The organism is Vibrio sp. B1FLJ16 (assembly GCF_905175385.1).
GTDB lineage: Bacteria > Pseudomonadota > Gammaproteobacteria > Enterobacterales > Vibrionaceae > Vibrio.
This window is the reverse complement of record NZ_HG992749.1, coordinates 2,252,157-2,277,796: the sequence shown is the minus strand read 5'-3', so window position 1 is coordinate 2,277,796 and position 25,640 is coordinate 2,252,157. Positions and strand designations below refer to the sequence as shown.

Sequence of the window (25,640 nt, the reverse complement as noted above, 5' to 3'; positions counted from 1 at the left end):
CTTTGCCAGTTAGGAAATAGTGCTTCTCTTTTTAGATATTGTCTGAACCGTTATGTATCGCATTTCCGATCTTAACGGTTGATATAGCGTCACCTAGAATCTTTGACTTAGTATTGAAACAAATTGAAGCGGCTTTTCAATTGCGCTGATGCTATTTGTTTGCCATCCTTTTGCTATCTTTTATTGCGAATAACTATTTGCCGAATAACCATTTACGGAATAATAATGTGCTAAAAAAACTCATTCCTATCGTTTCCCTGAGCCTGATGTTTGGTTGTGCGAAAAACGACCTGGCTAAACAGTATATTGATGGGGAGCTTCCTCAAATCCTCAATCAAGTTGAAGTGGTTGAGTCGAATAAACCGCGCGACTTTACTGAGTTCAACATGCAGGTTGAGCAGGTTGTGATGAAGTCGCCCTCTATGGCGAATATGTACCAGCCTCTCTACCACAAGTTAAGCGAATGGGCACAGCAGAGTGGTGATACCAGCGAACTCAGTGCCTATGGTATTCAAGCAGCGCAGTTAGGTGGTAGCGATAACCAAGGTAACGTCTTGTTTACCGGTTACTTCTCTCCGGTGATGGAGCTGCGTCATCAGCCAAATAACATTTTCAGGTATCCGGTTTATGGTATGCCTGATTGTTCTGCTGATTGTCCGACCCGGGCAGAAATCTACGCAGGCGCTTTAGAGGGGCAAGACCTAGTCTTGGGCTACGCACCGAATCGCATTGATCCATTTATGATGGAAGTTCAGGGGAGCGGTTATGTGCACTTTGAAGACGATGACACGCTGGAGTACTTTGCATACGCTGGGAAGAACAATAAGGCTTATGTGAGCATCGGACGAATCCTGATAGATCGTGGTGAAGTGCGACGTGAAGACATGTCGCTGAAAGCGATTAAAGACTGGGTCATGGAAAATGATGAAGCCACCGTTCGTGAGTTGTTAGAGCAAAATCCGTCTTACGTGTTTTTTGCACCTATGAAAGAAGCGCCAGTAACAGGAACCGCCGGCATTCCATTGTTACCAATGGCGTCCGTTGCGGGTGATCGTTCAATTTTGCCTATGGGTACGCCAATTCTGGCGGAAGTGCCGCTGCTTAATGCCGACGGAACCTGGAGCGGGGCACACCAACTACGCATTCTGCTTGTTCTGGACACTGGCGGTGCAGTGAAACGCAATCATCTCGACCTGTATCATGGCATCGGAGCCAGAGCAGGTACGGAAGCCGGACACTACAAACATTTCGGTCGCGTATGGAAGCTGGGACTGGAAAACTCGCCGACTCAAGCTCCTTGGGCTTTATCGCCAGAACAGCTACAATAGCGGCCTGATAGGAGTTATTGTAGCTCCCAATCTAGACATTCCATAAAAGAGTGCGTATAAATCGCACTCTTTGTTTTTCTATCGAACATCTGGATTTCAATATGCGCGAACTCGATACTCCGGCCTCTGACAATTATAATCAACGCTTTGGCGGCACTCGTCGTCTTTATGGCAACAGCGAAGTGGAAATTTTGCGTGCTGCCCATGTGTGTGTAATTGGCATTGGCGGTGTGGGGTCGTGGGCAGTGGAAGCGCTTGCACGTACTGGTGTAGGTGAGCTGACACTGATTGATATGGATGACGTGTGTGTTACGAACATTAACCGTCAGATCCATGCGATGTCCGGTAATGTCGGCCAAAGCAAAATTGAAGTGATGGCTGAGCGCGTTAAGCTCATTAATCCAGAGTGTAAGGTGAATCTGATTGATGATTTCATCACGCCAGACAATCAGCATGAGTACCTGAGCAAAGAGTACGATTATGTGCTGGATGCGATCGATAGTGTTAAAGCAAAAGCGTCTCTGTTGGCGTACTGCCGCAGCAATAAAATAAAAGTAATTACGACTGGCGGAGCTGGTGGACAGGTTGACCCAACGCAAATCATGGTGGCGGATCTGACCAAGACGATCCAGGATCCTCTGGCCAAGAAGATTAAGGACACCCTGCGTCGTCATCATAACTTTCCAAAGAATCCTGCGCGTAAGTTTGGCATAGACTGCGTATTTTCAACCGAGCAGCTAAAATACCCACAAGCGGATGGCTCGGTATGTGGCGTAAAATCGACTGCCGAAGGGCCGAAGCGAATGGACTGTGCAAGCGGATTTGGCGCTGCGACAGTAGTGACCGCGACATTCGGATTTGTAGCCGTTTCACGTATTGTCGAAAAGCTGATTCAAAAGCATAAGAAGTAACCCAGCCTAGAGCAGAGCAGAACATGACAGACTTTCCAGTTTCACCATTTGGTACCGAGATAACAAGTGACGATATCGTCGCAACCATGCAGCAGTTCAAAGGCTGGGAAGACCGCTACCGTCAGGTTATACAGTGGGGGAAAAAGCTACCCACAATGCCTGATGAACTGAAATCTGAACAAGTGACGGTGTCGGGCTGCGAAAGTTTAGTCTGGCTGGTGAGTAAAGAGCAGGATGGCGTTTGGCATTTCTGCGCTGACTCTGATGCACGTATTGTGCGCGGACTGATCGCGTTAGTGATGGCCGCGTATGAGGGAAAAAACTCTGAACAGATCAAAGCGTTCGACATTGATGCGTATTTTGAGCAATTGGGTCTGATTGCACACTTAAGCCCATCACGCGGTAATGGCCTTAAAGCGATTGTTGAGCAGATTAAATCCAGAGCCTAGATTTTTCTAGGCTCTTATATATCAGGCAGTCTGTTTCTAGAGCATATCAACGGCTTTTTCTACTGCCGCTATCAGTCTGTCTACATCTTCTATCGTGTTATAAATACCGAAAGATACGCGTACTGTTCCTTTTACATTGAGTGCGTCCATTAAAGGATGAGCACAGTGATGTCCGGCGCGAACCGCGATACCCTGCTGGTCGAGCAGCGTTGCTATGTCCTGATGATGCACGCCGTCCATAACAAATGTCAGAATCGATGCGTTCGGCTGGTAGCCAAGAATACGTATATCGTCTAATTGGCTAAGCGCCTGAAAGGCTCTGTTTTGCAGAGAGTGTAGGTGCTCTTCCACCTCTTGATGGTCAAACCCCTGATACCATTCAATTGCCTTTGCCAGAGCAATTGCTCCTGCCACGTTAGGTGTTCCTGCTTCGAACTTTCCGGGCAGGGCCGAAAAAGTGGTTTTCTCAAACGACACTCTTTCAACCATTTTTCCGCCTCCGTGCCAGGGCGGCATAGCTTCCAGTAGAGCTAGCTTGCCGTACAGTACTCCGATGCCAGCTGGTGCGTAGAGTTTATGTCCGGAGAATACGTAGAAATCGATGTCCGTTTCAGCGATGTTTAACTGTTCATGCACGATACCTTGCGCGCCGTCTACCACCACAACCGCACCAAACTGATGCGCCAGTCTGGTAATTTCTTCAACAGGCTGGCGTGAACCAGTGACGTTGGTGATTTGCGCACAAGCTACAATCTTACAACGCTCAGATAATAGCGATTTAAATGCTTGCATATCGAACTGGCAATCGGGAGTCATTGGCACTTTGATGACTTTAGAACCGGTCTGCTCTGCAACGATTTGCCATGGCACGATATTAGCGTGATGTTCCATTTCACTTATCAGAATCTCGTCACCAGCTTGCAGGGTGCTGCGAGCATAAGTCTGGGCAATCAGGTTCAGCGCTTCTGTCGCCCCGCGTGTCCAGATGATTTCCTTTGAACTAGCAGCGCCGATAAAGCGGGTGACCGTTTCGCGAGCCGCTTCGAACTGGCTGGTGGCATTCGCGGTTAAGCTGTGGCTGCCTCGGTGCACATTCGCATTCTGCGCACTGTAATAATGGCTTATAACATCAATTATGCATTGTGGCTTTTGTGTGGTAGCAGCGCTATCAAGGTAGACCAGGGGCGTATCATTGATGGATTGACTCAGAGCGGGAAACTGCTTACGAACTGCGTTAACGTCAAACATTACTCGTCACCAAACTTGTGATAGTGCAAAGTCGGGATTGTTACCATAGGCTCGGCGATGCTCCAGGCGTGCTTTTTACCTGACAGCTTGATGATCACTTCCATTGCGAACTCTAATGCTGTACCCGGTCCCTGACTGGTGATTAGATTATGATTCAGATCGATAGTTACGCGTTTACTGCGCCAGTTTGATTCGGGAATGTGTGACTGAAAGCTGGGATGGCAGGTCATCAATGCCTGAGGGAAAAGATCATGATGTTGCAACACCAGAGCAGGGGCTGCGCAGATAGCTGCAACCAGTTTACCTTCGTAAATATGCTGCTTAAGGATTTCTATCATTACCGTACTGTCACGAAGTACTTCTGCACCGCCGACACCGCCGGGAAGTGCAATTACATCAAACTCGTCATCGGCAATATCAACCAGCTTACAATCCGCCGTCAGCGTAACGCCGCGAGAGGCCTTCATTGTCAAAGCACCGTCGAACGCAGCACTGGCGACGGTCACGTCATACCCTGCGCGAACCATCATATCAATAATGGTGACGGCTTCCATTTCTTCGGTTCCAGGTGCGATAGGTACTAAGATTTTTACACTCATTGTTCTGTCCAGCTCTGTTCAATTTGTTTAATGCGTTGGTATAGCTTTAAGTTCTCAGGAGTATCGATGTGATATTTCTCAGCCGCTTGCAGAAGATACCCAGTAATGAAGTCAATTTCAGTACGGCGCTGATGGAAAACATCCTGTCTCATTGAAGAGTAGTTCTCTGCGGTGGCATTGACGACCTGCATGATGGTATTAAAGAGTTCATCGAATTCGATATTGATCTCTTCTTGCTTCATCACCTGGATCAGCTCATGGGTAACGAGCTCTAGAGTTGCTTTATATTCTTGCTGCCCAAGCTCTCCATTTTTGCATTGATGGATAGCCGTTAATGGATTTATCGCACAGTTGATAGCGAGCTTCGTCCACAATGCCACATTGATATTCGGGTTCCATTTCACGTCAGGAAGGGCGTGATTCATCACGTCTTGCAAAAACTGACACTGTTCGCCCGAGCGATTAAACGCTCCGATTTGTGTCATGCCATTCCCAGTGTGCAACACTTGTTGATTCGATGGTTTGTAAGCCCCGTGCGTGGTAGTTGCTAAAACGATAGGGTTGTTAGTAAGGACGGCTTCTACCTGCTGCGCAGTACCCATACCGTTATGCATTAACATTATGATGGTGTCAGGGTTTATATGCGGAAGCAGGGGAAGAATAGCCTCATCTACTTGCCAGGCTTTTACCGTCACAACAATCAGGTCTGCATTTTTTACATCTGGAAGATGATGATTCGTAAAAGTGTCAACAGCTGAGTCATCAAGTTGCAATTTGAGCTGAGATTCTGAACTTCTGCTCCACAGGGATACGTTATGTCCGGCTTGTTTGAGTTTTGTTGCCCAGAGTGAACCGATAGCCCCAGGGCCTAAGATGACAATATTCACCAAACGCTCTCTTTAAAAAGGTTTGCTGCAAGGATAATGAGGGGAAAAAGGAAAGCAAATAAAAATGGCGCCGATTGGCGCCATTTTTGAGAAAACTTATTGGTTCAATTAGAACTTGTAAGTTACAGCTAGGTAGTGACCGAAGCCAGATGTTTTACCTGCCCAACCGCCATCTTTAAGACCGTAAACGTCTTTGTAACCTTTCAGGCCGTAACCAACTGCAAAGCGGTCTGAGTGCCAGTAGATACCGTTGAACATAGCACCACCGTTAGTAGTGTTAAGTTCTTTTACGTCGTCATTCATACCAAACTGGTAATCGATGTAACCTTGGTAAGAGATGAATGAACCGTTCTCGAAGAAGTAGAAAGGTTTAAACCAGTTAGTCGAGATTTGGAAACCGTTCCAGTCTTTGTTGTTGCCGTCGTAAGTACCGTATAGGTTTAGACCAATTTTGCCTAACCATGGAACCATTACGTCAGAACCCAGACCGATTTTCTGGCTGTTAACACCAGAGTTACCACCCCATTCCATTAGGGATGCAACGTATAGTTCTTGTACTGGACCGAAAGACAGATCTTTACCAGTCAGTGCGTCCAGAGACATGCGAGGCGCGAACTTCATGAAGATTTTTTCAGCACCGTCTTTGTCGCTGCCTGGGTCAGATGCCAGGTTGAACACGTCAACGTAACCGTAAAGATCGAAAATACCAGAGCGGCCGCCGAATTCCATTTCTAGGTAGTCGTGAGAAGACTCACCTGGTAGCTCGTCAAATGCACCCATAAGGTTGAATTGCATCCACTTGTAATCGTTTTTGTGGATATCGCCATCGGAGTAATCAGCTGCCATAACTGGTGCTGAAGTCGCTGCTAGAAGGCTAAGAGCTAATAGTGATTTACGCATAAGGGGACTCTCTATGTTTGTAATGTTTCAGAACTCGCGATCTGTGCCGCGCTCTCCAATTGGCGGGAATAATAGCGATAAAAATCTCAAAAGAAAGTGATAGATCGTGCAAAAAGGAACCTTTTTTGGTGATGTGCGTCACGAAACTATTTTTAATTGCGGAACTTTTTATTTATTACATTTCATTGCATTTGATATGTGAATTTGATCTGGTTTGGGGTGGTTTTTGTGACTTTTTAAGTCAGTCGATTAACCAACAAAAATGGTTAGTGATCCGAGTAATCCCAGATTCGTATTACTCGGTGAACAAAAGAGGACTTATTAATGAGCGAAGTTATGTTGTTTCCACTCACTTCAGTCGTACTTCCTGAAGGCAAAATGAACTTGCGTATTTTTGAACCACGTTACATACGAATGGTGAAAGAGTGCAGTTCGAAAAATATTGGTTTCGGAGTCTGTCTAGTAGGCAACGACGGCGATCCTAAAGAGGTGGGGAACGTTTCTTCGGTCGGAACACTAGTCCGGATTGTTGATTTTGAAACGTTAAGTGATGGGCTTTTAGGCATTACAGTGGTTGGCGAAAAGCGATTCAATGTAAAGCGAGTAAGAGCTGATGCAGACGGTTTGCGACATGCTGAAGTTGAGTGGATGGAAAATTGGGCCGTACCTCCGGAGTTGCTCAGCTTTGGTTATTTAAGTCAACAGCTTGCTCACGTTTATGAGGAGTTCCCACAGTTAGGTACGCTCTACTTACATCGTTTTTATGATGACCCGACTTGGGTAACTCAGCGTTGGCTGGAGTTGTTACCGCTGGATTGTAATCTGTTTGAGAAGTTGGCTGGTGCTGATGATTGCCTGCCAGCATTGAAGTTTCTCTGCCAGGCACTGGAAGCCCCAAATAATAAAGAGGAGAGGTTATGAAACTATCGAGAAAAGTAGTAATGGTTATGTTATCTATTCTTGGGTTAGCAGCGTGTGGCTCAGATACAGATACCATTGAGTATTCTAACGTTCAGGCGGTACATGCATCTCATGATGCGCCATTAGCGAATGTATGGATAAATGACAAAGCTGCACTCACTGACGTCGATTATGGTACAGGCTCTGGGTATGTTGAGTTACGAGAGGGTATGAATTCGGTACAAGTAGATGTTCAGCTACCGGGAGATGAGGTGGCAACCGTGGTTCCAAGAACTGAGCTGGATCTCGATTCAGATCTTAAATACACCGTATTTGTTGTTGGTGACGCGGATGGTTCGCCAAACCCTGTTGAGCCGCTAGTCGTAGCTCGTAGTGCCGACTCTATGGCAGATGAAAACAGTTTAGATGTTCAGATTGTGCACGCCGCTTCCGGAGTACCTGCTGTCGACTTATACGTGACAGAGCCTGGTGCTGCTTTATCATCGGTTATGCCAATAACGAATCTCACCTACAAAGGCTCAACTGACGTACTCAATATCCCTGCTGGAGATTACCAAGTTAGATTAGCTGTGGATGATACCGTTGTGTTTGACTCTGGAACGCTTTCACTTGAAGGGAACTCTGATTTAACTATTGCCGCTATTAATACCGGAGACTCAAACAGTGCATCTCCGGTTAAGCTGATAGTTTTAGACGGCTCTGGTTCTTCTATAATTCAGGATACAGCAAGCCAAGCGGAAGTCCGTGTTGGTCACCTTGTGGACGGGGCGCCTGTTGTTGATGTGAATGTTAATGGTGTGCCGTTTGCGCCTTTGGCTGACTTATCTTTCAAAGAGATTCGAGGTTATCTAGATCTAGACGCTGACTCTTATGACATTGACGTATTTGTCGATGGCACAACATCTGACCCAATCATCAACGTGGATGCACTAGCTGTAGAAGGCGGAAAAGATTACAGCATTTATGCTGTAGGCGTGGTTAGCCCTTCTGTCGATATAGAGCCTTTAGTTGTTGAGGATATGAGAAGGGCTGTTGCAACCAGTGCGACCTTGAATATTACACACGCAGCAGCAAATCCGGTTGCTGAAAAAGTTGATATCTATCTCACTACCAGTACAGGAATTGAGGGTAGTGATCCAGCCGTCACAGACTTTACGTACAAAGATAGTCTGCAAAGACTTTACGTTGAAGAAGGAACCTATTACGTCACCGTAACGGTTGCTGGTGACCCATCTACGATTGCTGTTGATTCAGTGCCAGTCAATCTTATGAATGGGGTCGTTTACCAGGTGGTAGCGATAGACGATGGCAACAGTGGTGGCTTCAACCTGTTAGTTAATGACATAACAGACTAGGACGGAAACAGGAGGGGGAAACTCCTCCTGATTATTAAGGCCGATTATGATGAGTGATAGCCAACAAAAATTAGGGCGAAAAGAATGGAACGCTTATATGGAAAAAGTAAAAGCGCGGGATAAAGACGCGTTTTCCTTTGTATTCCGTTTTTATGCTCCTAAGTTGAAACAATTCGCCTATAAGCACGTTGGAAACGAGCAAGTAGCGATGGAAATGGTACAAGAAACCATGGCTACGGTTTGGCATAAAGCGCACCTCTATGATGGGGAGAAAAGTGCGTTATCGACCTGGATATACACAATCATCCGCAATTTGTGTTTTGACTTGTTGCGGAAGCAAAAGGGTAAAGAGCTTCATATCCATTCGGATGATATCTGGCCTTCGGAATATTACCCGCCTGATCTCATCGATCATTATTCGCCAGAGCAAGACATGCTGAAAGAGCAGGTCGTTAAATTTTTAGATACCTTGCCGAAAAATCAGCGAGATGTTTTGCAGGCGGTTTATCTTGAAGAGTTGCCGCATCAGCAAGTAGCTGAACTGTTTGATATACCTCTTGGAACCGTTAAATCCCGCCTGAGATTGGCAGTAGAAAAGCTTAGACATTCAATGCATACGGAGCAACTATGAACAAACATCCAGATAACAAACTGTTAGAGGCGTATGCTTCGGGAAGCATTGATGCGGTTTCTGGTCTTGTGGTCGCGACGCACCTGGAAACGTGCTCCAAGTGCCGGGAATATGTAAATCGGATTGAGGCTGAGCAAGCGGATGTAGTCAGTGATGTTCCTTGCGCTTATATTCCTGAGTTTGATGATATGTTTAATAACATTGTCACCGCTCCGATGATGCGGGATAGCGTTATTCTCAGAGATACGGCCAAAGTGTCCGTTGCAGGCAAAACCTTTGAGCTTCCTAAAACCCTGAGTCGCTTTTCTGACCTGGTTAGCTCGTGGAGAAGCTACGGGGGCAAGGTGTACAGTGCCCAGATAGAACTGGGTGAAGATGCACGGGTAAACCTAATGTACATCGGTGAAAATGTTCGGATTCCGCAACATACACACAAAGGGTTGGAGTCGACCCTAGTGCTTCATGGCAGCTTTAGTGATGAAGATGGCGATTACGCAGAAGGCGATCTGATGATACGAGATGCATCGGTGAAACACAGTCCGTACACTAAATCAGGAGAAGATTGTCTTTGTTTAACGGTACTGACAGAGCCTATGTTGTTTACTCAGGGCGTAGCAAGAGTCTTCAACCTGTTTGGTAAAGGGCTATATCCATAACGTGACAGGTTTTAAATACCAAAAGCCACCGATTTCCGGTGGCTTTTCTGTTTCTTGCTTTAAGATGTTTGGGTCAGAGCCGTTTAATCTTTATGCCGTGCCTTTTCTAACAGTTCATCGAAGTAATGGCGCAGTGAATAAAGCATTATCAGGCTTGGTATCACCATCACAGCAGTCAGGATGAAGAAGGTACTCCAGTCATTGAGGTAATCAACCAGTTCGCCACTGAAAGATGCAAGTGTTGTGCGACCAAAATTACCTAAAGATGCTAGCAACGCATATTGGGTCGCTGAAAACGCTTGTCCGGTCAATATTGTAAGGAAGGAAACAAATGCTACCGTGGAAAACGCAGTAGTAAAGTTATCGACGATGATGGTCGCCAAATATAGATGCTCATTCGGGCCTACAGAGGCAATCCACGCAAACATCAGATTACTTGCCGACATAGCGATACCACCGATCATCAGGCCGCGCACAATACCAAATTTCACATTGAACATACTGCCCACGAAAGTGAAGAATATGGTGGCTCCCCAGCCAATCAATTTCGAGTAGTGACCGATCTGTTCGTTGCTGAAGCCGATATCTTTATAGAATGCGATGGACATGCGGCCCAAGAATGCTTCCCCAATCTTAAACAGGAATACGAACAGCAATAAGGTAATTGCGACTCGCACACCATTGCGATTGAAGAAATCGAGAAAAGGCTCGACGACGGTTACCGTAAACCATGCGACCAGCCTTGAACCCACCACCTCTTTATGACGCTGTTCTGCTGCTGATTGTAACTGTTCTCGTTGTGTTTTCGGTTCGCCTACCAGTAAGGTAAAGATCATTAAAATGACAACGACGAAAGCCATACCATAATAGACGCCATTCCAGCCGATGCTGTCAGCATTGATAAATGCCAGATAGCCGGGTAGCGAATACCCGGTCCACCACCCAATTACCGCCATTGCGGATGCCTGAGGTAACTTAGATGCTTCCGATTTTGGGAAGGTATCGATACGAAAAGCGTCAATGGCGATATCTTGTGTTGCCGATGCGGTAGCAATACAAAGAGCAAGAAGTGATGCAAATACCAAGTTCTCTGCAGGGTCCACACCTGCAATGAACAGAGTCGCAATGAGTACAATGCTCTGGCATAAAAATATCCAACTGCGTCGCTGTCCCAATAAACGGTGCAACAGCGGCAGTTTGACCCGATCTACTAGGGGGGCCCAGAGAAAGTTAATCGCATATACAGCGAATACACTACCAAAGTAGCCAATTGCAGAAAGTGTAAGGCCAGCATCTTTTAGCCAACCAGACATATTAGAGCCAATCAGTACCCACGGAAAACCGCTTGAGCACCCGAGCATAAAGACCCATAACAAGCGTCTGTCGAGATAACTTTTTACCGTTTCCAACCAAGTGATGGAGGGTAATGAAGACATAGGTTAATCCAATTTAGTGATGCTGTTGAAAGAGAAAACCCTTTGAGTACTCAAAGGGTTTGTGCCCTAACTATTCTCGCTGAACTAAGTAAATAGAGGTAGTTTGGGTAATTATTTGCGTAGCGTCGCGTTGGTAATCACGATTTGTTTTTCAGGTACGTCACGCATTCCGCGCGCAGACGTTGTTGGTTGTTTCGCCATATTTTGAATGACTTCAAACCCTTCGATTACCTGACCAAATACCGCATAACCCGGCGGGCGGGCACCGTAATTCAGAAAATCGTTATCCACTAAGTTGATGTAGAACTGGCGAGTGGCAGAGTCAGGGGCATTAGTGCGGGCCATCGCGATAGTCGCACGGTTATTCTCCAAACCGTTACTGCCTTCATTCTTAATAGGCGCATAGGTCTCGACCTTTTGCATATCTTGATTGAAGCCGCCACCCTGAGCCATAAAGCCCGGGATCACACGGTGGAAAATCGTTCCCTTATAGCTACCGTCTTCCACATATTTAATGAAGTTCGCGACGGTAATCGGTGCTTTTTCTTCGTTTAGTTCTACGGTGAATGAACCTAGCGTTGTTTCAAACTCCACTTTAGGCCCGGCCCAGACGCTACAGCTTAGTAGCGCGAGAGAAATAATAGCTTTACGTATCATCAGAATCGTTCCTGCATGTAATTACGAAGTTCAGGGTCGTTGGCGATTTCTTTTAGTGTCAGGCTAATAACATCGTTTAGTGTCTGCTCAATGTCAGAATCCGACGCACTTAGTGTGCCTGAACGTTTTGCTGTGCCCGTGAAGGTTTTAACAAGTCGGCCTTGCGGGTTTTCTGCCGTAATTTCTATAACGACTTTAGCGTCCATTTCATTTTCCATCACCGAATGTTTTACATTCACGAGTGCTTGCTGGACTTTAAGCTCAACCACATTGTTGCTGTTTAGATCGGCATGGAAACCCTGAGACGAAAGCTGTTGTTCCAACGCTTGTTCCAGAGTAATACGTAAATTCTGTTTGGCATGAAGAGGAAGAATATTCGAGCGGCCATTGTCTACCAAAGCGACGTACTGAGAAGCGCGGGTATCTTTACTGGTTAAGCTGTAAGTTTTGCCTTGTACAATTGGATTTGTACTAAGTGTGCTTTCAGGCATCAGGTTCAGTTGAGGTTGTTGAGGTGCTGAACATGCAGCAAGCAAAGCAACTGAAGCCGCGAGTACCAGTTTTTTCATTCTATAGTTCCTTGTTTATTTTTTAGTTTTATTATTTTGTGTTTAATTTAGCAGGACTTTTTATCGCCTGTAAAATCACGAACTTATTATTGGAAGCGATAAGTTTCACATTACTATCGCCAAAGAGGCGCTTAAGCTTGGCATCGTAACCCAGGTGTCGGTTACCTATGACAAGTAAATAACCCCCAATGTTCAAAACTTGTTTGGAATCACAAAACATTTGCCAGGCAATATGGTCGGTAATCGCCTGTTGTTGGTGAAAAGGCGGGTTACACATGATGAGTGAACAGCTCTCTTTTTCGAAACCGTCCAGACAATTGTTCGCGATACACTGGATATCACGAACCTCACCTAAGTTATCTAGTAAGTTCTGTCTGGCTGATTCTAAAGCCATGTAGCTTTCATCGACACAAGTAAGACGCGCTTCAGGATTGAGTTGTCCTGCTTTTACGGAAAGTACGCCATTGCCGCATCCTAAGTCGATAATGTGCTTAATAGACTCATCCTGAGGGATGTGCTGCAACATGAAGCGGGCACCCAAATCCAAGCTTTCTCCTGAATAGACATTAGGAAGGTTTTTAAGCTGAATCTTCTCACCATCTACATGCCAGGCGGTGATTGGGTCGACATCCAGAACCGGTTGAACGTTCGCTTGTGAGAAAACCAAACGGTGTTTTTTCCAGGCGAGGGAAGTTTTCGTTTCACCTAAGTGTTTTTCAAATAGCTTTAGAGTCGAAGTGTGGATCTCTTTCGCTTTATTGACCGCAATTACAGGGCAGGACTCAGGGAGTGTTTTTCTCAACTGGCTGAGTATCCAAACCAGATGACGATTACTTTTCGGCAGCTGCAGTAGAACGAGATCAGTGTTAGCTGGTATATCATCCATTGTGGTGAGAAATGTGACGTCACCACATTGATTCTCTTCAAGGTTTTTCTGAGCGCCTTTGCGAGAAATATAGGAGTCGCTTATAAACGTCACATGATGTTTTTCAGAAAACCAGCAGGCGAGGGCACCGAAGTTATCATTAATCACGACAATGTGCTGATTGTCTGGCAGCGCGAGTTCTTCGACATGATTAATCAGGTACTCATCTCCCGCGTCCCATGCTTGTAGTGTTTCGTTGGAGCGCTTGGGGTAACGGTGAAGGTTTAAGCTTCGATCATGCAGATTCAGTTCGGTTTTCATAAGTAAACGTAGATTGATTCGATAAACTAGGCGTTATTGTCTCAAATGATGGCAAGTGTAGATACAAAAAGCTTTGAAATTTTATGTTTACTGCCTTTTGTCTGGCGCTTGGAACCCGCATGAGTTAAATATGTGTTTTTGCTGTCAGCTAAGATATTGCGTTGTTATTTCATTATTCCGTTAAGTGGCGTAAACATATCTGACTAAGGGTGCTGCAAGTTATTGCAAGTTGGGTATATACTTACCAAATGCATATCGACGAGGAACGAATATGATCCAAGAAATCATAGAGAAAAAGCTGCATAGTGAATTGCAACCAAGTTATCTGAAAGTGATTAATGAAAGCTATATGCACAATGTGCCACCTGGTTCAGAAAGTCATTTTAAAGTCATTGTTGTCAGCGACTCATTTGCCGGGCACAGACTGATTGGACGACATCGACAAGTTCATCAGATTCTGGCTGATGAACTCGATAATCATATTCATGCATTAGCGATTCACACTTACACTGATGAAGAATGGAAGCGTCAGCAAGACGGCGCGCCAGATAGCCCTATGTGTGTGGGTGGCGGACGTTAGAAGCGTATAAAACAAATATATAAAGATGGTGAAAGCCATCTTTTTTTTCGTTTTGAATCGTGTAACAACAGGGTGTTCACCTGACCGACTGTTAAAGAAAAAACATTAACAGTGTTTCAACAAATGAATGGAAATCAGAGAATGTTTCAGGTGGTGAATATTGATTTTCCATGCGATATGTATGGACTATTGTATTTGTGCGATTGGTCAAAGTTATGAGTATTATTTGACCTTTTAGACCTGATTGTACCTAAATAACCACTCCTTTCTTATGATTGGTCATGGCATCAAGTTCCTAAAAAATGCTAGAATATTGCACCTGAGAAATCTCGCTTATTTTTTGTAACGAGATTTTTAATAGGATGTTGCGATTTTGGTGTTTAAAACAGCACCAAAACCGGACACTGATGTCGTGTCTAAAAGTTACGCAATCAAAAGAATCTTTTTCCCGATAAAAGTAGTGCAAGTGCGTATGATTACAATAAAGAAGGGCTTGGATCTTCCTATCGCAGGAACTCCATCCCAGGTGATTAATGATGGTAAGACCATCAAAAAAGTCGCCTTGCTTGGCGAAGAGTACGTTGGCATGCGTCCAACCATGCATGTCCGCGTTGGTGATGAAGTGAAAAAAGCGCAAGTTCTTTTTGAAGACAAAAAGAACCCAGGCGTGAAATTCACTGCACCGGCAGCCGGTAAAGTGATCGAAATTAACCGTGGCGCTAAACGTGTCCTTCAATCTGTAGTGATTGAAGTGGCAGGTGAAGAGCAGGTTACATTCGATAAGTTCGAAGCCGCTCAACTTACAGGTCTGGATCGTCAAGTGATCAAGACTCAATTGGTTGAATCTGGCCTATGGACCGCTTTACGTACTCGTCCGTTTAGCAAGGTTCCAGCAATCGAGTCTTCAACTAAGGCGATTTTCGTAACTGCAATGGATACTAATCCTTTAGCAGCTAATCCTGAGTTGATAATTAACGAGCAACAAGAAGCATTCGTTGCTGGTCTAGACATTCTTTCAGCCCTGACGGAAGACAAGGTTTACGTATGTAAATCTGGCACTAGCTTGCCGCGCTCTTCTCAATCTAATATTGAAGAACATGTCTTCAATGGTCCTCACCCGGCAGGTCTTGCTGGCACCCACATGCATTTCCTTTACCCGGTAAATGCAGAAAATGTGGCGTGGAGCATCAACTACCAAGACGTTATCGCGTTCGGTAAGTTGTTCCTAACTGGTGAACTTTACACTGATCGTGTTATTTCTCTGGCTGGCCCGGTAGTAAATAATCCGCGCCTAATTCGCACGACTCTGGGTGCAAGCCTAGACGACGTAACAGATAGCGAGTTGATGCCAGGTGATGTTCGTGTGATTTCTGGTTCTGTACTGACAGGTACACACGCAACTGGTCCTCATGCTTTCCTTGGTCGTTACCACGCACAAGTTTCTGTTTTGCGTGAAGGTTATGAAAAAGAGCTGTTTGGCTGGGCTATGCCTGGTAAGAACAAGTTCTCAGTAACTCGCTCATTCCTTGGTCACCTGTTCAAAGGTCAGTTGTTTAACATGACAACGACGACGAATGGTAGTGATCGTTCAATGGTTCCAATTGGCAACTACGAACGTGTAATGCCACTAGATATGGAACCTACTTTGCTACTTCGTGATCTATGTGCAGGCGATACAGATAGTGCAGCAGCACTTGGTGCGCTGGAGCTAGACGAAGAAGACGTAGCATTGTGTACCTTTGTTTGTCCTGGTAAGTACGAATACGGTCAACTACTTCGTGAGTGCCTAGATAAGATCGAGAAGGAAGGGTAATTTTCATGTCTCTTAAAAAATTTATTGAAGACATCGAGCATCACTTTGAGCCTGGTGGTAAACATGAGAAGTGGTTTGCCCTTTATGAAGCAGCAGCAACGCTGTTTTATACTCCGGGTCTTGTAACAAAGAGAAGCTCGCACGTTCGTGATAGCGTTGACTTGAAACGTATCATGATCATGGTTTGGTTCGCGGTATTCCCAGCAATGTTCTGGGGTATGTACAACGCGGGTGGCCAGGCTATCGCAGCACTGACTCACATGCATGCTGGTGACCAACTGGCAACAGTAGTAGCAGGTAACTGGCACTACTGGCTAACCGAAATGTTTGGCGGAACCATTTCTGCCGAAGCTGGGGTTGGCAGTAAGATGCTTCTGGGTGCGACATACTTCCTTCCAATCTACGCAACAGTGTTTATTGTTGGTGGTTTCTGGGAAGTGTTGTTCTGTATGGTGCGCAAGCACGAAGTTAACGAAGGTTTCTTTGTAACTTCTATCCTGTTTGCACTTATCGTTCCGCCAACACTTCCTCTATGGCAAGCAGCGCTAGGTATTACCTTCGGTGTTGTTGTCGCGAAAGAGATCTTCGGTGGTACAGGTCGTAACTTCCTAAACCCTGCGCTAGCAGGCCGTGCATTCCTATTCTTCGCTTACCCGGCTCAAATCTCGGGTGACGTAGTTTGGACTGCAGCTGACGGTTTCTCTGGTGCAACGGCTCTTAGCCAGTGGGCTCAAGGTGGTAACGGTGCTCTAGTTAACACAGTTTCTGGTGCTCCTATCACTTGGATGGACGCATTCATTGGTAACATCCCTGGCTCTATCGGTGAAGTATCGACGCTTGCACTGATGATTGGTGCAGCGATGATTGTGTACATGCGTATAGCATCGTGGCGCATCATTGCAGGTGTAATGATCGGTATGATCGCTACATCGACACTATTCAATGTTATCGGTTCAGATACTAACCCAATGTTCAACATGCCATGGCACTGGCACCTAGTTTTAGGTGGTTTTGCATTCGGTATGTTCTTTATGGCGACAGACCCAGTATCCGCTTCATTTACTAACAAAGGTAAATGGTGGTACGGCGCTCTTATCGGTGTAATGTGTGTTCTTATCCGTGTAGTTAACCCAGCTTACCCAGAAGGTATGATGCTGGCGATTCTATTCGCGAACCTGTTTGCACCTCTGTTCGACCACTTAGTTATTGAGAAGAACATCAAGCGGAGACAAGCACGTTATGGCAAGTAATAACGACAGCATTAAAAAGACGCTGGGTGTTGTTGTCGGGTTGAGCCTTGTTTGTTCAATCATCGTATCAACAGCAGCAGTAGGTCTACGCGATAAGCAAAAAGCTAACGCTGTTTTAGATAAGCAATCGAAGATCGTTGAAGTTGCGGGCATTGATGCTGCAGGTAAAAACGTACCTGAGCTATTTGCACAATACATCGAACCACGTCTGGTGGACTTTAACACTGGTGACTTTGTAGAAGGTAACGCTGCGACTTACGACCAGCGAAAAGCTGCAAAAGATCCTGCTGAATCTATCAAGCTACCTGCTGAAGATGACAAAGCAAAGATCCTTCGTCGTGCTAACACGGGTGTTGTATACCTTGTTAAAGATGGCGATGCAGTATCTAAAGTTATCTTACCGGTTCACGGTAACGGTCTATGGTCTATGATGTACGCATTCGTTGCTGTTGAAACAGATGGCAACACAGTGTCAGGTATCACTTACTACGAGCAGGGCGAAACCCCTGGACTTGGTGGTGAAGTTGAGAACCCAAGCTGGCGCGCACAATTCGTAGGTAAGAAACTGTTTGATGAAAACCACAAGCCAGCTATCAAAGTTGTGAAAGGTGGTGCTCCAGCAGGTTCTGAGCACGGTGTTGACGGCCTGTCAGGTGCGACACTAACTAGTAACGGTGTTCAACACACATTTGACTTCTGGTTAGGTGACATGGGCTTTGGTCCATTCCTAGCAAAAGTTCGTGACGGAGGTCTGAACTAATGTCTAGTGCACAAAATATTAAAAAGAGCATCTTAGCGCCAGTATTGGACAACAACCCAATCGCGCTACAGGTTCTTGGTGTATGTTCTGCGCTTGCAGTAACAACTAAACTAGAGACTGCGTTTGTTATGACGCTGGCAGTAACATTTGTAACTGCTTTGTCTAACTTCTCGGTATCTCTAATCCGTAACCACATTCCTAACAGCGTACGTATTATCGTTCAGATGGCTATTATCGCATCGCTAGTAATCGTGGTAGACCAGGTGCTTAAGGCTTACCTGTACGATATCTCTAAGCAGCTATCGGTATTCGTAGGCCTTATCATCACGAACTGTATCGTAATGGGTCGTGCTGAAGCATTCGCAATGAAGTCTGCGCCAATCCCATCACTTATCGATGGTATCGGTAACGGTCTTGGTTACGGTTTCGTTCTTATTACTGTTGGTTTCTTCCGTGAGCTATTCGGCTCAGGCAAACTATTTGGTATGGAAATCCTACCTCTAGTGAGTAACGGCGGTTGGTATCAGCCAAACGGTCTGATGCTTCTAGCACCATCAGCATTCTTCCTAATCGGCTTCCTAATCTGGGCAATCCGTATTCTGAAACCAGAACAAGTAGAAGCGAAGGAGTAAGGACGTCATGGAACATTACATTAGTCTGTTAGTTAAATCGATTTTCATCGAAAACATGGCTCTGTCTTTCTTCTTAGGTATGTGTACGTTTCTTGCGGTATCTAAGAAAGTTAAGACCTCTTTTGGTCTGGGTGTTGCGGTTGTAGTAGTACTTACTATCGCTGTTCCAGTAAACAACCTTGTTTACAACCTAGTATTGAGAGAAAACGCTTTAGTTGAAGGTGTCGATCTTAGCTTCCTAAACTTCATCACCTTTATCGGTGTAATCGCTGCACTTGTACAGATCCTAGAAATGGTTCTAGACCGTTTCTTCCCACCTCTGTACAACGCGCTAGGCATCTTCCTACCGTTGATCACAGTAAACTGTGCGATCTTCGGTGGTGTATCTTTCATGGTACAACGTGACTACAACTTTGCTGAATCTGTTGTTTATGGTTTTGGTTCTGGTGTGGGCTGGATGCTAGCCATCGTTGCTCTTGCAGGTATCCGTGAGAAGATGAAGTACTCTGACGTACCTCCAGGTCTACGTGGTCTAGGCATCACGTTCATCACGGTAGGTCTAATGGCGTTAGGCTTTATGTCTTTCTCTGGTGTTCAACTGTAAGTCGGGTAAACCGCAACAATTAAGGAATAGTCAATGGACATTATTCTTGGTGTAGTGATGTTTACTCTGATTGTACTGGCTCTAGTACTAGTGATTCTTTTCGCTAAGTCTAAGCTTGTACCAACAGGTGACATTACAATTTCTGTGAACGACGACCCTAATCTGGCGATCGTTACACAACCAGGCGGAAAACTACTAACAGCACTTGCTGGTGCTGGTGTATTCGTTTCTTCTGCTTGTGGTGGCGGTGGCTCATGTGGTCAGTGTCGCGTAAAAATTAAATCTGGTGGTGGTGATATCCTACCTACCGAGCTTGACCACATTACTAAAGGTGAAGCACGTGAAGGTGAGCGTCTAGCATGTCAAGTTGCAATGAAAACAGACATGGACATCGAACTTCCAGAAGAAATCTTCGGCGTTAAGAAGTGGGAATGTACAGTTATCTCTAACGATAACAAAGCGACATTCATCAAAGAGCTTAAGCTACAAATTCCAGATGGCGAATCAGTACCTTTCCGTGCTGGTGGTTACATCCAGATTGAAGCGCCTGCTCACCACGTGAAATACGCTGACTTCGACGTACCAGAAGAGTACCGTGAAGACTGGGACAAATTTAACCTGTTCCGTTACGAGTCTAAAGTAAACGAAGAGACAATCCGCGCTTACTCAATGGCTAACTACCCAGAAGAAGAAGGCATTATTATGCTAAACGTGCGTATCGCTACGCCGCCGCCTAATAATCCTGATGTACCACCTGGTATCATGTCTTCATACATTTGGTCTCTTAAAGAAGGCGACAAGTGTACGATTTCAGGTCCATTTGGTGAGTTCTTCGCGAAAGATACTGATGCTGAAATGGTATTCATTGGTGGTGGTGCTGGTATGGCGCCAATGCGTTCGCACATCTTTGACCAGCTTAAGCGTCTTAACTCTAAGCGTAAGATGTCTTTCTGGTACGGTGCGCGTTCTAAGCGCGAAATGTTCTACGTAGAAGATTTCGACGGCCTACAAGCAGAAAACGACAACTCGTATGGCATTGTGCTCTGTCAGATCCAATGCCAGAAGATAACTGGGATGGTTATACCGGCTTCATTCACAACGTTCTTTACGAGAACTACTTACGTGACCATGAAGCTCCAGAAGACTGTGAGTACTACATGTGTGGTCCACCTATGATGAACGCAGCTGTAATCGGCATGCTGAAAGATCTAGGTGTTGAGGATGAGAATATCCTACTTGATGACTTCGGCGGTTAATTTTCCACGACGTTATTGAACTTATGGCTAGCTCATTCAGAGCTAGCCATTCTTTTTTCTAATCAAAGTAATGGTTGTCTTCAGTTGATATCGGAAATAGGTTTGAATTTCAGCGATCCATTTTCAATATCAATTCAACAACAATGGGAGTAAACAAGTGAAAAAGTGGCTTGTTGCATTCGCTTCTCTATTGGTTTTGGCTGGTTGTGAACAGCCAGCAGATCAAATTCATTTTAGTGGTCCGACGATGGGTACTACTTATAACATCAAATACATCGAGCAAGATGGGATTCCAACACCAAAGGTGCTACAAACGGAAGTTGACCGTTTGTTGGAAGAAGTTAATGACCAGATGTCGACGTATCGCAAGGACTCGGAGCTAAGTCGTTTCAATCAGCATCAGACCAGTGAACCATTCGAGGTCTCTTCACAAACCGCAACTGTCGTAAAAGAAGCAATTCGTTTAAACAACTTGACTCTAGGGGCGCTTGACGTGACGGTAGGCCCATTGGTTAACTTATGGGGTTTTGGCCCGGAAGCGCGCCCGGATGTGGTTCCTTCAGATGAAGAGCTGGCTGAGCGTAAAGAGAATACCGGCATCCACCATCTTTTTGTAGATGGAAATAGCTTGGCAAAAGATATTCCAAATTTGTACGTTGATCTCTCAACGATTGCGAAAGGCTGGGGGGTAGATGTCGTTGCTGACTATCTGCAATCTGCGGGTGTTAGTAATTATATGGTTGAAGTTGGTGGAGAAATGCGCCTAAAAGGTGTGAACCGCGAAGGTGTGCCTTGGCGTATCGCTATCGAAAAACCAACCGTTGATGAGCGCTCGATCCAAGAGATTATCGAGCCGGGTGATATGGCGATTGCAACAAGTGGTGACTATCGTAATTACTTTGAGAGCGATGGTGTGAGATACTCTCATATTATAAACCCTCAAACAGGCAAACCGATCAACCACAAAGTTGTGTCTGTTACGGTATTGGATAAATCGTCGATGACTGCTGATGGCCTTGCTACAGGGCTAATGGTACTTGGTGCAGAGAAAGGCATGGCCATCGCGAACGAAAATAGCATTCCGGTTTTCATGATTGTGAAAACGGACGATGGCTTTAAAGAACTGGCTTCAGAAACCTACAAGCCGTTTATGAACAAATAACAGCAGAAGTGAGCATGTTTTTATGAGTACATTTCTAATTACATTTGCCGTGTTTGTTGCAGTGATTGCAGCAATGTCTATCGGCTATATTATCCAGAAAAAAGTTGTAAAAGGTAGCTGCGGCGGATTAGGTGCTGTAGGCATTGAAAAGGTATGTAATTGCCCTGAGCCTTGTGACGCGCGTAAAAAGCGTGAAGCACGCGAAGCGGCACGCGCTGAGAAGCTGGCGGCTTGGGAAAAAGACCGTATTGCATAACACTCTGTAAAAGAATGTTGCCACGTAATAATCATATTTGAATAACCCGGCTAACGCTGGGTTATTTTTTATTGTGCGCCAGACTGGGTATATACTCTTGGATAGTGATCCTGTTTAGGAGGCAGATATGGAAATGCACCAACACGGCATGACGGAATTGTTTGAGCAACTTGGCTTGGGGAGTTCCCCAAAGGAAATAAAAGAGTTCGTGAATACTCACAGACATAAGCGAGACTCAGCACCAATACACGAAGCGAGCTTTTGGACAAGTTCACAGTCAGCATTTTTGAAGCAGGCTATAGAACAGGATGCCGACTGGGCTGAATTGGTCGATCAGCTTGATGTCATGTTAAGGGATTAGTTAGTACTACCTCAAACTTGTCATCTTACAAAGCAAACTCTCGTTTTCATCCGGCATAAATTTATCTATACTGTATTTTTAAACAGTGTGTTGCCGGTTATGTCAGAGCGAATCAGAAAAATCATTCATGTCGATATGGATTGTTTTTATGCTGCCGTCGAGATGAGAGATAACCCAAACTACCGAGGCATTGCGCTGGCTGTTGGCGGTCATGAGAAGCAGCGTGGCGTGATCAGCACCTGTAATTATGAAGCGCGTAAGTTTGGTGTGCGCAGTGCAATGTCTACGGCTCGCGCGCTGCAACTGTGTCCAAATCTTCTGGTTGTTCCCGGAAGGATGCAGGTCTATAAGCAGGTATCACAACAGATTCGCGCTATATTCGAGCGCTATACCCCCGTCATTGAACCCCTTTCGCTAGACGAAGCATACTTAGACGTGACAGACGCAACAATGTGTCATGGCTCCGCAACACTAATTGCTGAAGCGATTCGCAAAGATATATTTAATGAGCTTGGTTTGACGGCGTCAGCTGGCGTAGCGCCGATCAAGTTCTTAGCTAAAGTTGCGTCAGACATGAACAAACCAAACGGGCAGTTTGTAATTCCACCTGATAAAGTCCAGCAAGTTGTCGATAAGCTTCCACTGGAAAAAATTCCGGGAGTGGGTAAGGTCAGCCTAGAAAAGCTGCAGCAAGCCGGGTTCTATCTCTGTGAAGATATTAAAAACAGTGATTACCGTGAGCTGCTGCGTCAGTTTGGTCGTCAGGGAGCGTCACTATGGAAACGTAGTCACGGTATTGATGACAGAGAAGTAGTGGTCGAGCGGGAGCGAAAGTCAGTCGGCGTTGAGCGCACATTTAGCCAGAACATTTCTACTTACGAAGAATGTTGGCAGGTGATAGAGAGTAAGCTATATCCCGAGCTGGAAAAACGACTCGAACGAGCCAGCCCAGATAAATCCATCGTCAAACAAGGCATAAAAGTAAAGTTTGCCGATTTTCAGCTCACCACCATAGAACATATTCATCCACAGCTTGAACTGGATGACTTCAAAGTTCTGCTTAAAGATATTCTCAAGCGTCAACAGGGCAGGGAAATCCGCTTGTTAGGTTTGAGCGTGATGCTCAAACCCGAAGCACAAGCGAGGCAACTAAGCTTTTTCTAATTAAATGTCGCTTCTTTGAAGCTCGGTTTATCTTAACGAAAAGCTTTCAACGGAAAGCTTTTAACGACAAGTTTCTAACTACGAGCTTTTTCAACTTGCTCTATGACTTGATCAAAAGAAACATTTGCCATTGCACCGTAACCGGACAGCTTAGCAGCTTTGAGCTGGCTGATGAGTGGTGTGCTAATACCGCATAAAAACCGGGCTACCGCATCATTACTGATTGCTGTTGGAGAGAGTTTTATGAATTCATTCACCCAGGATGTTATCTGGGTAAGGGATGGCTGTTCATGCTCTTGATTCGGAAAGCTTGCTACTTGTCCACGACAAACCGAGCAATGCCCACACTGATGCGGTGCATTAGCGTCAGCAAAGTAGTGAGCTAACTGATGGCTGAGACAATCTGATGATTGGAACAGATTCAGCATGGTATGAATTCGTTCAATGTCCTTATGTTCTTTAGACTGAAACAGTTCATACAGGCGTTGAGTTAACTGCTCGGAGCTTTGTGTCTCAGGAAGAACGGAATACACATCGGTTAACTGTTTGCTTTCGAGTTCAATCCAACCGTTTTGGTGGAAGTAATCCAGAGCAGCAACTACGCGGCTTCGCTCTGACTGATAGTTCATCCACAGCGCGTCTAAATCCACCTGACACCATACTTTGGCTTTAGTAGAGCAAGTAAAGATTGCTTCGACAAACTGGCGTCGTTCCCCTTGAAACTGATTGAGAATGAATTGCTGATCTTGGAGAAACTTGAAGCGATATTCGGCAAAATAGCTGTATTTAGCTTCGATGACTTTCTCTAACTCCAGATAAACCAAAAGAGTTTTTAGCGGTAATTGGCGGATATTACTTTCTTTAGATAAACGCAGCGGTACAACTTCCCACTGTGGGGCATGTTCACGGGCTTGCTCTACCACATGGCTGATGGAGCTTTGCTCCGGCGTATCGCCATAAACAAAGTTTTCCAGCACCGTCAGGCCAGACGTATTGCCAAGCAGAATACATTCCGAGCGTTGACCATCACGTCCAGCCCGGCCAATTTCTTGCGCGTAATTCTCAATTGATTTTGGTAAATCAAAGTGGATAACGCGGCGAATGTCGGACTTATCCACGCCCATACCAAAGGCAATTGTTGCCACTATACAGTCGATTTGGCTCGCCATGAACTGCTGTTGAATCTGTTCACGGACGTCGCTCTTCATCCCTGCATGGTAAGCGTGCGCATTAATGCCAATATGAATCAGCGATTTTGCTACTTGCTCAGCTGTCTGTTGCTGAGTCACGTACACAATCGTCGGCAAGGCAGGCTGCGCGGCAATGATTCTATTAAGCTGAGTCTGCTTCTCAGATTCATTGCAGGGAACCACTTCTATATCTAGGTTCGGACGATAGAAACCAGTGACAGTAATATGTTCACTCGCGATATTGAACTTGTGCTGCATATCTTCAATAACGGCCGGAGTCGCCGTAGCAGTGAGCAATAGCGACTGAGTAATATTCAGCTCGCGCTGGTATTGCGGCAGTTTCAGGTAATCAGGACGAAAGTTATGACCCCATTCAGAGATACAGTGTGCTTCATCCACCACCATTAAAGAAATGGGAACCTGACGGATAAACTCCCGAAACCGCTCGTTCTTGAGCCGTTCTACTGAAATCATCAGAATTTTTATCTGGCCGTTTTTTACACCCGCCATCACTTGCTGCGCGTCTTCTCTGCTCTGGCTACTGTCGATTGAGGCTGCAGCGATCCCTTTGCCTTGCAAAAAACTCAGCTGATCTTTCATTAATGCAAGCAGGGGAGATATGACTAAAGTAAGGTTGGGTAACATGGTTGCCGGCAGTTGGTAGCAAAGAGATTTACCTGAACCGGTGGGAAAGATTGCCGCTGCAGAGTAACCATTCATGACGGCTTCGATGACTGGTTGCTGACCTGGACGCAAGGCGTCAAAACCAAATACGGACTGAAGCGTTTGATGCAACTGAGTACTTTTCTGCAACGGGTTAGTTTGCATGTTAGGGAAGCCTTACTTTAATGGTAAACTAGAGCACATTAACATATTTAG

26 protein-coding genes and 1 pseudogene are annotated in these 25,640 nt (G+C 45.4%); 18 read left to right on the top strand and 9 right to left on the bottom strand.

Translation table 11 applies throughout. The features are described from left to right. The first annotated feature begins 227 nt into the window (after positions 1-227). From mltA to csdE, 3 genes are all read left to right on the top strand, one after another. Positions 228-1,328, top strand: coding sequence for a murein transglycosylase A (gene mltA, locus KHN79_RS10365; protein ID WP_182008726.1), 1,101 nt, complete (start codon positions 228-230; stop codon positions 1,326-1,328). A gap of 101 nt (positions 1,329-1,429) precedes the next feature. Then, positions 1,430-2,239: a tRNA cyclic N6-threonylcarbamoyladenosine(37) synthase TcdA gene (gene tcdA, locus KHN79_RS10360; RefSeq protein WP_182008725.1), complete on the top strand. Its 810-nt coding sequence runs from the start codon at positions 1,430-1,432 to the stop codon at positions 2,237-2,239. A gap of 23 nt (positions 2,240-2,262) precedes the next feature. Further along, positions 2,263-2,688 carry a cysteine desulfurase sulfur acceptor subunit CsdE gene (gene csdE / locus KHN79_RS10355; protein WP_182008724.1) on the top strand — a complete coding sequence of 142 codons (426 nt, stop codon included), beginning with the start codon at positions 2,263-2,265 and terminating at the stop codon, positions 2,686-2,688. A gap of 36 nt (positions 2,689-2,724) precedes the next feature. Here csdE and csdA read toward each other — a convergent pair whose 3' ends face one another. The 4 genes from csdA to KHN79_RS10335 all read right to left on the bottom strand — a co-directional run bounded on the left by csdA (position 2,725) and on the right by KHN79_RS10335 (position 6,322). Next, positions 2,725-3,936, bottom strand: coding sequence for a cysteine desulfurase CsdA (gene csdA, locus KHN79_RS10350; protein ID WP_182008723.1), 1,212 nt, complete (start codon positions 3,934-3,936; stop codon positions 2,725-2,727). Next, a complete protein-coding gene (locus KHN79_RS10345) occupies positions 3,936-4,535 on the bottom strand; it encodes a DJ-1 family glyoxalase III (protein WP_182008722.1) in 600 nt (199 codons plus the stop codon). Before KHN79_RS10345 ends, csdA begins: the two co-directional genes overlap by 1 nt. Beyond that, a complete protein-coding gene (gene panE, locus KHN79_RS10340; protein ID WP_182008721.1) occupies positions 4,532-5,422 on the bottom strand; it encodes a 2-dehydropantoate 2-reductase in 891 nt (296 codons plus the stop codon). The genes KHN79_RS10345 and panE overlap by 4 nt, the downstream gene beginning before the upstream one ends. A 108-nt stretch (positions 5,423-5,530) precedes the next feature. After that, on the bottom strand, positions 5,531-6,322 hold the full coding sequence (locus tag KHN79_RS10335; protein ID WP_182008720.1) for an outer membrane protein OmpK: 792 nt from the start codon (positions 6,320-6,322) through the stop codon (positions 5,531-5,533). A gap of 324 nt (positions 6,323-6,646) precedes the next feature. Here KHN79_RS10335 and KHN79_RS10330 point away from each other — a divergent pair, with 324 nt between their 5' ends. The 4 genes from KHN79_RS10330 to KHN79_RS10315 are packed head-to-tail and all read left to right on the top strand — an operon-like array spanning position 6,647 to position 9,885. Then, entirely contained in the window at positions 6,647-7,243 is a 597-nt protein-coding gene (locus tag KHN79_RS10330; RefSeq protein WP_182008719.1) for an LON peptidase substrate-binding domain-containing protein, read from the top strand. Beyond that, positions 7,240-8,598 carry a DUF4397 domain-containing protein gene (locus KHN79_RS10325; RefSeq protein WP_182008718.1) on the top strand — a complete coding sequence of 453 codons (1,359 nt, stop codon included), beginning with the start codon at positions 7,240-7,242 and terminating at the stop codon, positions 8,596-8,598. Before KHN79_RS10330 ends, KHN79_RS10325 begins: the two co-directional genes overlap by 4 nt. Positions 8,599-8,644: 46 nt before the next feature. Then, positions 8,645-9,229 (top strand): RNA polymerase sigma factor, encoded by a 585-nt coding sequence (locus KHN79_RS10320; protein WP_182008717.1) that lies wholly within the window; start codon positions 8,645-8,647, stop codon positions 9,227-9,229. Beyond that, positions 9,226-9,885: a ChrR family anti-sigma-E factor gene (locus KHN79_RS10315; protein ID WP_182008716.1), complete on the top strand. Its 660-nt coding sequence runs from the start codon at positions 9,226-9,228 to the stop codon at positions 9,883-9,885. The genes KHN79_RS10320 and KHN79_RS10315 overlap by 4 nt, the downstream gene beginning before the upstream one ends. A gap of 83 nt (positions 9,886-9,968) precedes the next feature. On the opposite strand, the gene KHN79_RS10310 is transcribed toward KHN79_RS10315, so the two are convergent. From KHN79_RS10310 to KHN79_RS10295, 4 genes are all read right to left on the bottom strand, one after another. After that, positions 9,969-11,321 (bottom strand): MFS transporter, encoded by a 1,353-nt coding sequence (locus tag KHN79_RS10310; RefSeq protein ID WP_182008715.1) that lies wholly within the window; start codon positions 11,319-11,321, stop codon positions 9,969-9,971. 111 nt (positions 11,322-11,432) lie between these two features. Next, positions 11,433-11,978, bottom strand: coding sequence for a peptidylprolyl isomerase (locus tag KHN79_RS10305; RefSeq protein WP_182008714.1), 546 nt, complete (start codon positions 11,976-11,978; stop codon positions 11,433-11,435). Continuing rightward, the gene (locus tag KHN79_RS10300; protein WP_182008713.1) at positions 11,978-12,547 is read right to left on the bottom strand and encodes a YajG family lipoprotein; all 570 of its coding nucleotides are present in this window, start codon (positions 12,545-12,547) and stop codon (positions 11,978-11,980) included. The genes KHN79_RS10305 and KHN79_RS10300 overlap by 1 nt, the downstream gene beginning before the upstream one ends. 31 nt (positions 12,548-12,578) lie before the next feature. After that, on the bottom strand, positions 12,579-13,733 hold the full coding sequence (locus KHN79_RS10295) for a methyltransferase (protein WP_182008712.1): 1,155 nt from the start codon (positions 13,731-13,733) through the stop codon (positions 12,579-12,581). 271 nt (positions 13,734-14,004) lie between these two features. Here KHN79_RS10295 and bolA point away from each other — a divergent pair, with 271 nt between their 5' ends. From bolA to dinB, 11 genes and pseudogenes are all read left to right on the top strand, one after another. Further along, complete coding sequence (gene bolA / locus KHN79_RS10290; RefSeq protein ID WP_182008711.1) at positions 14,005-14,313, top strand: transcriptional regulator BolA; 309 nt, start codon at positions 14,005-14,007, stop codon at positions 14,311-14,313. Between the two features lie 472 nt (positions 14,314-14,785). Beyond that, positions 14,786-16,126 carry a Na(+)-translocating NADH-quinone reductase subunit A gene (locus KHN79_RS10285; RefSeq protein ID WP_182008710.1) on the top strand — a complete coding sequence of 447 codons (1,341 nt, stop codon included), beginning with the start codon at positions 14,786-14,788 and terminating at the stop codon, positions 16,124-16,126. A 5-nt stretch (positions 16,127-16,131) separates the two neighbouring features. Further along, on the top strand, positions 16,132-17,376 hold the full coding sequence (locus tag KHN79_RS10280; RefSeq protein ID WP_182008709.1) for an NADH:ubiquinone reductase (Na(+)-transporting) subunit B: 1,245 nt from the start codon (positions 16,132-16,134) through the stop codon (positions 17,374-17,376). After that, complete coding sequence (locus tag KHN79_RS10275; protein WP_182008708.1) at positions 17,366-18,136, top strand: Na(+)-translocating NADH-quinone reductase subunit C; 771 nt, start codon at positions 17,366-17,368, stop codon at positions 18,134-18,136. Before KHN79_RS10280 ends, KHN79_RS10275 begins: the two co-directional genes overlap by 11 nt. Beyond that, positions 18,136-18,768 (top strand): NADH:ubiquinone reductase (Na(+)-transporting) subunit D, encoded by a 633-nt coding sequence (locus KHN79_RS10270; RefSeq protein WP_182008707.1) that lies wholly within the window; start codon positions 18,136-18,138, stop codon positions 18,766-18,768. Before KHN79_RS10275 ends, KHN79_RS10270 begins: the two co-directional genes overlap by 1 nt. Positions 18,769-18,775: 7 nt before the next feature. Then, the gene (gene nqrE, locus KHN79_RS10265; RefSeq protein ID WP_014232790.1) at positions 18,776-19,372 is read left to right on the top strand and encodes an NADH:ubiquinone reductase (Na(+)-transporting) subunit E; all 597 of its coding nucleotides are present in this window, start codon (positions 18,776-18,778) and stop codon (positions 19,370-19,372) included. Between the two features lie 33 nt (positions 19,373-19,405). Then, a pseudogene (nqrF, locus tag KHN79_RS10260) lies at positions 19,406-20,628 on the top strand (NADH:ubiquinone reductase (Na(+)-transporting) subunit F). A gap of 157 nt (positions 20,629-20,785) precedes the next feature. Then, the gene (locus tag KHN79_RS10255) at positions 20,786-21,790 is read left to right on the top strand and encodes an FAD:protein FMN transferase (protein ID WP_182008705.1); all 1,005 of its coding nucleotides are present in this window, start codon (positions 20,786-20,788) and stop codon (positions 21,788-21,790) included. A gap of 22 nt (positions 21,791-21,812) precedes the next feature. Continuing rightward, entirely contained in the window at positions 21,813-22,046 is a 234-nt protein-coding gene (gene nqrM, locus KHN79_RS10250) for a (Na+)-NQR maturation NqrM (RefSeq protein ID WP_014232787.1), read from the top strand. Positions 22,047-22,173: 127 nt separating this feature from the next. Continuing rightward, complete coding sequence (locus KHN79_RS10245) at positions 22,174-22,407, top strand: DUF2789 domain-containing protein (protein ID WP_182008704.1); 234 nt, start codon at positions 22,174-22,176, stop codon at positions 22,405-22,407. A gap of 99 nt (positions 22,408-22,506) precedes the next feature. Further along, entirely contained in the window at positions 22,507-23,571 is a 1,065-nt protein-coding gene (gene dinB / locus KHN79_RS10240; RefSeq protein WP_182008703.1) for a DNA polymerase IV, read from the top strand. A 74-nt stretch (positions 23,572-23,645) separates the two neighbouring features. Here the strand turns inward: dinB and KHN79_RS10235 are convergent, their stop codons facing one another. Continuing rightward, positions 23,646-25,589, bottom strand: coding sequence for a RecQ family ATP-dependent DNA helicase (locus tag KHN79_RS10235; protein WP_182008702.1), 1,944 nt, complete (start codon positions 25,587-25,589; stop codon positions 23,646-23,648). Positions 25,590-25,640: the final 51 nt, after the last annotated feature.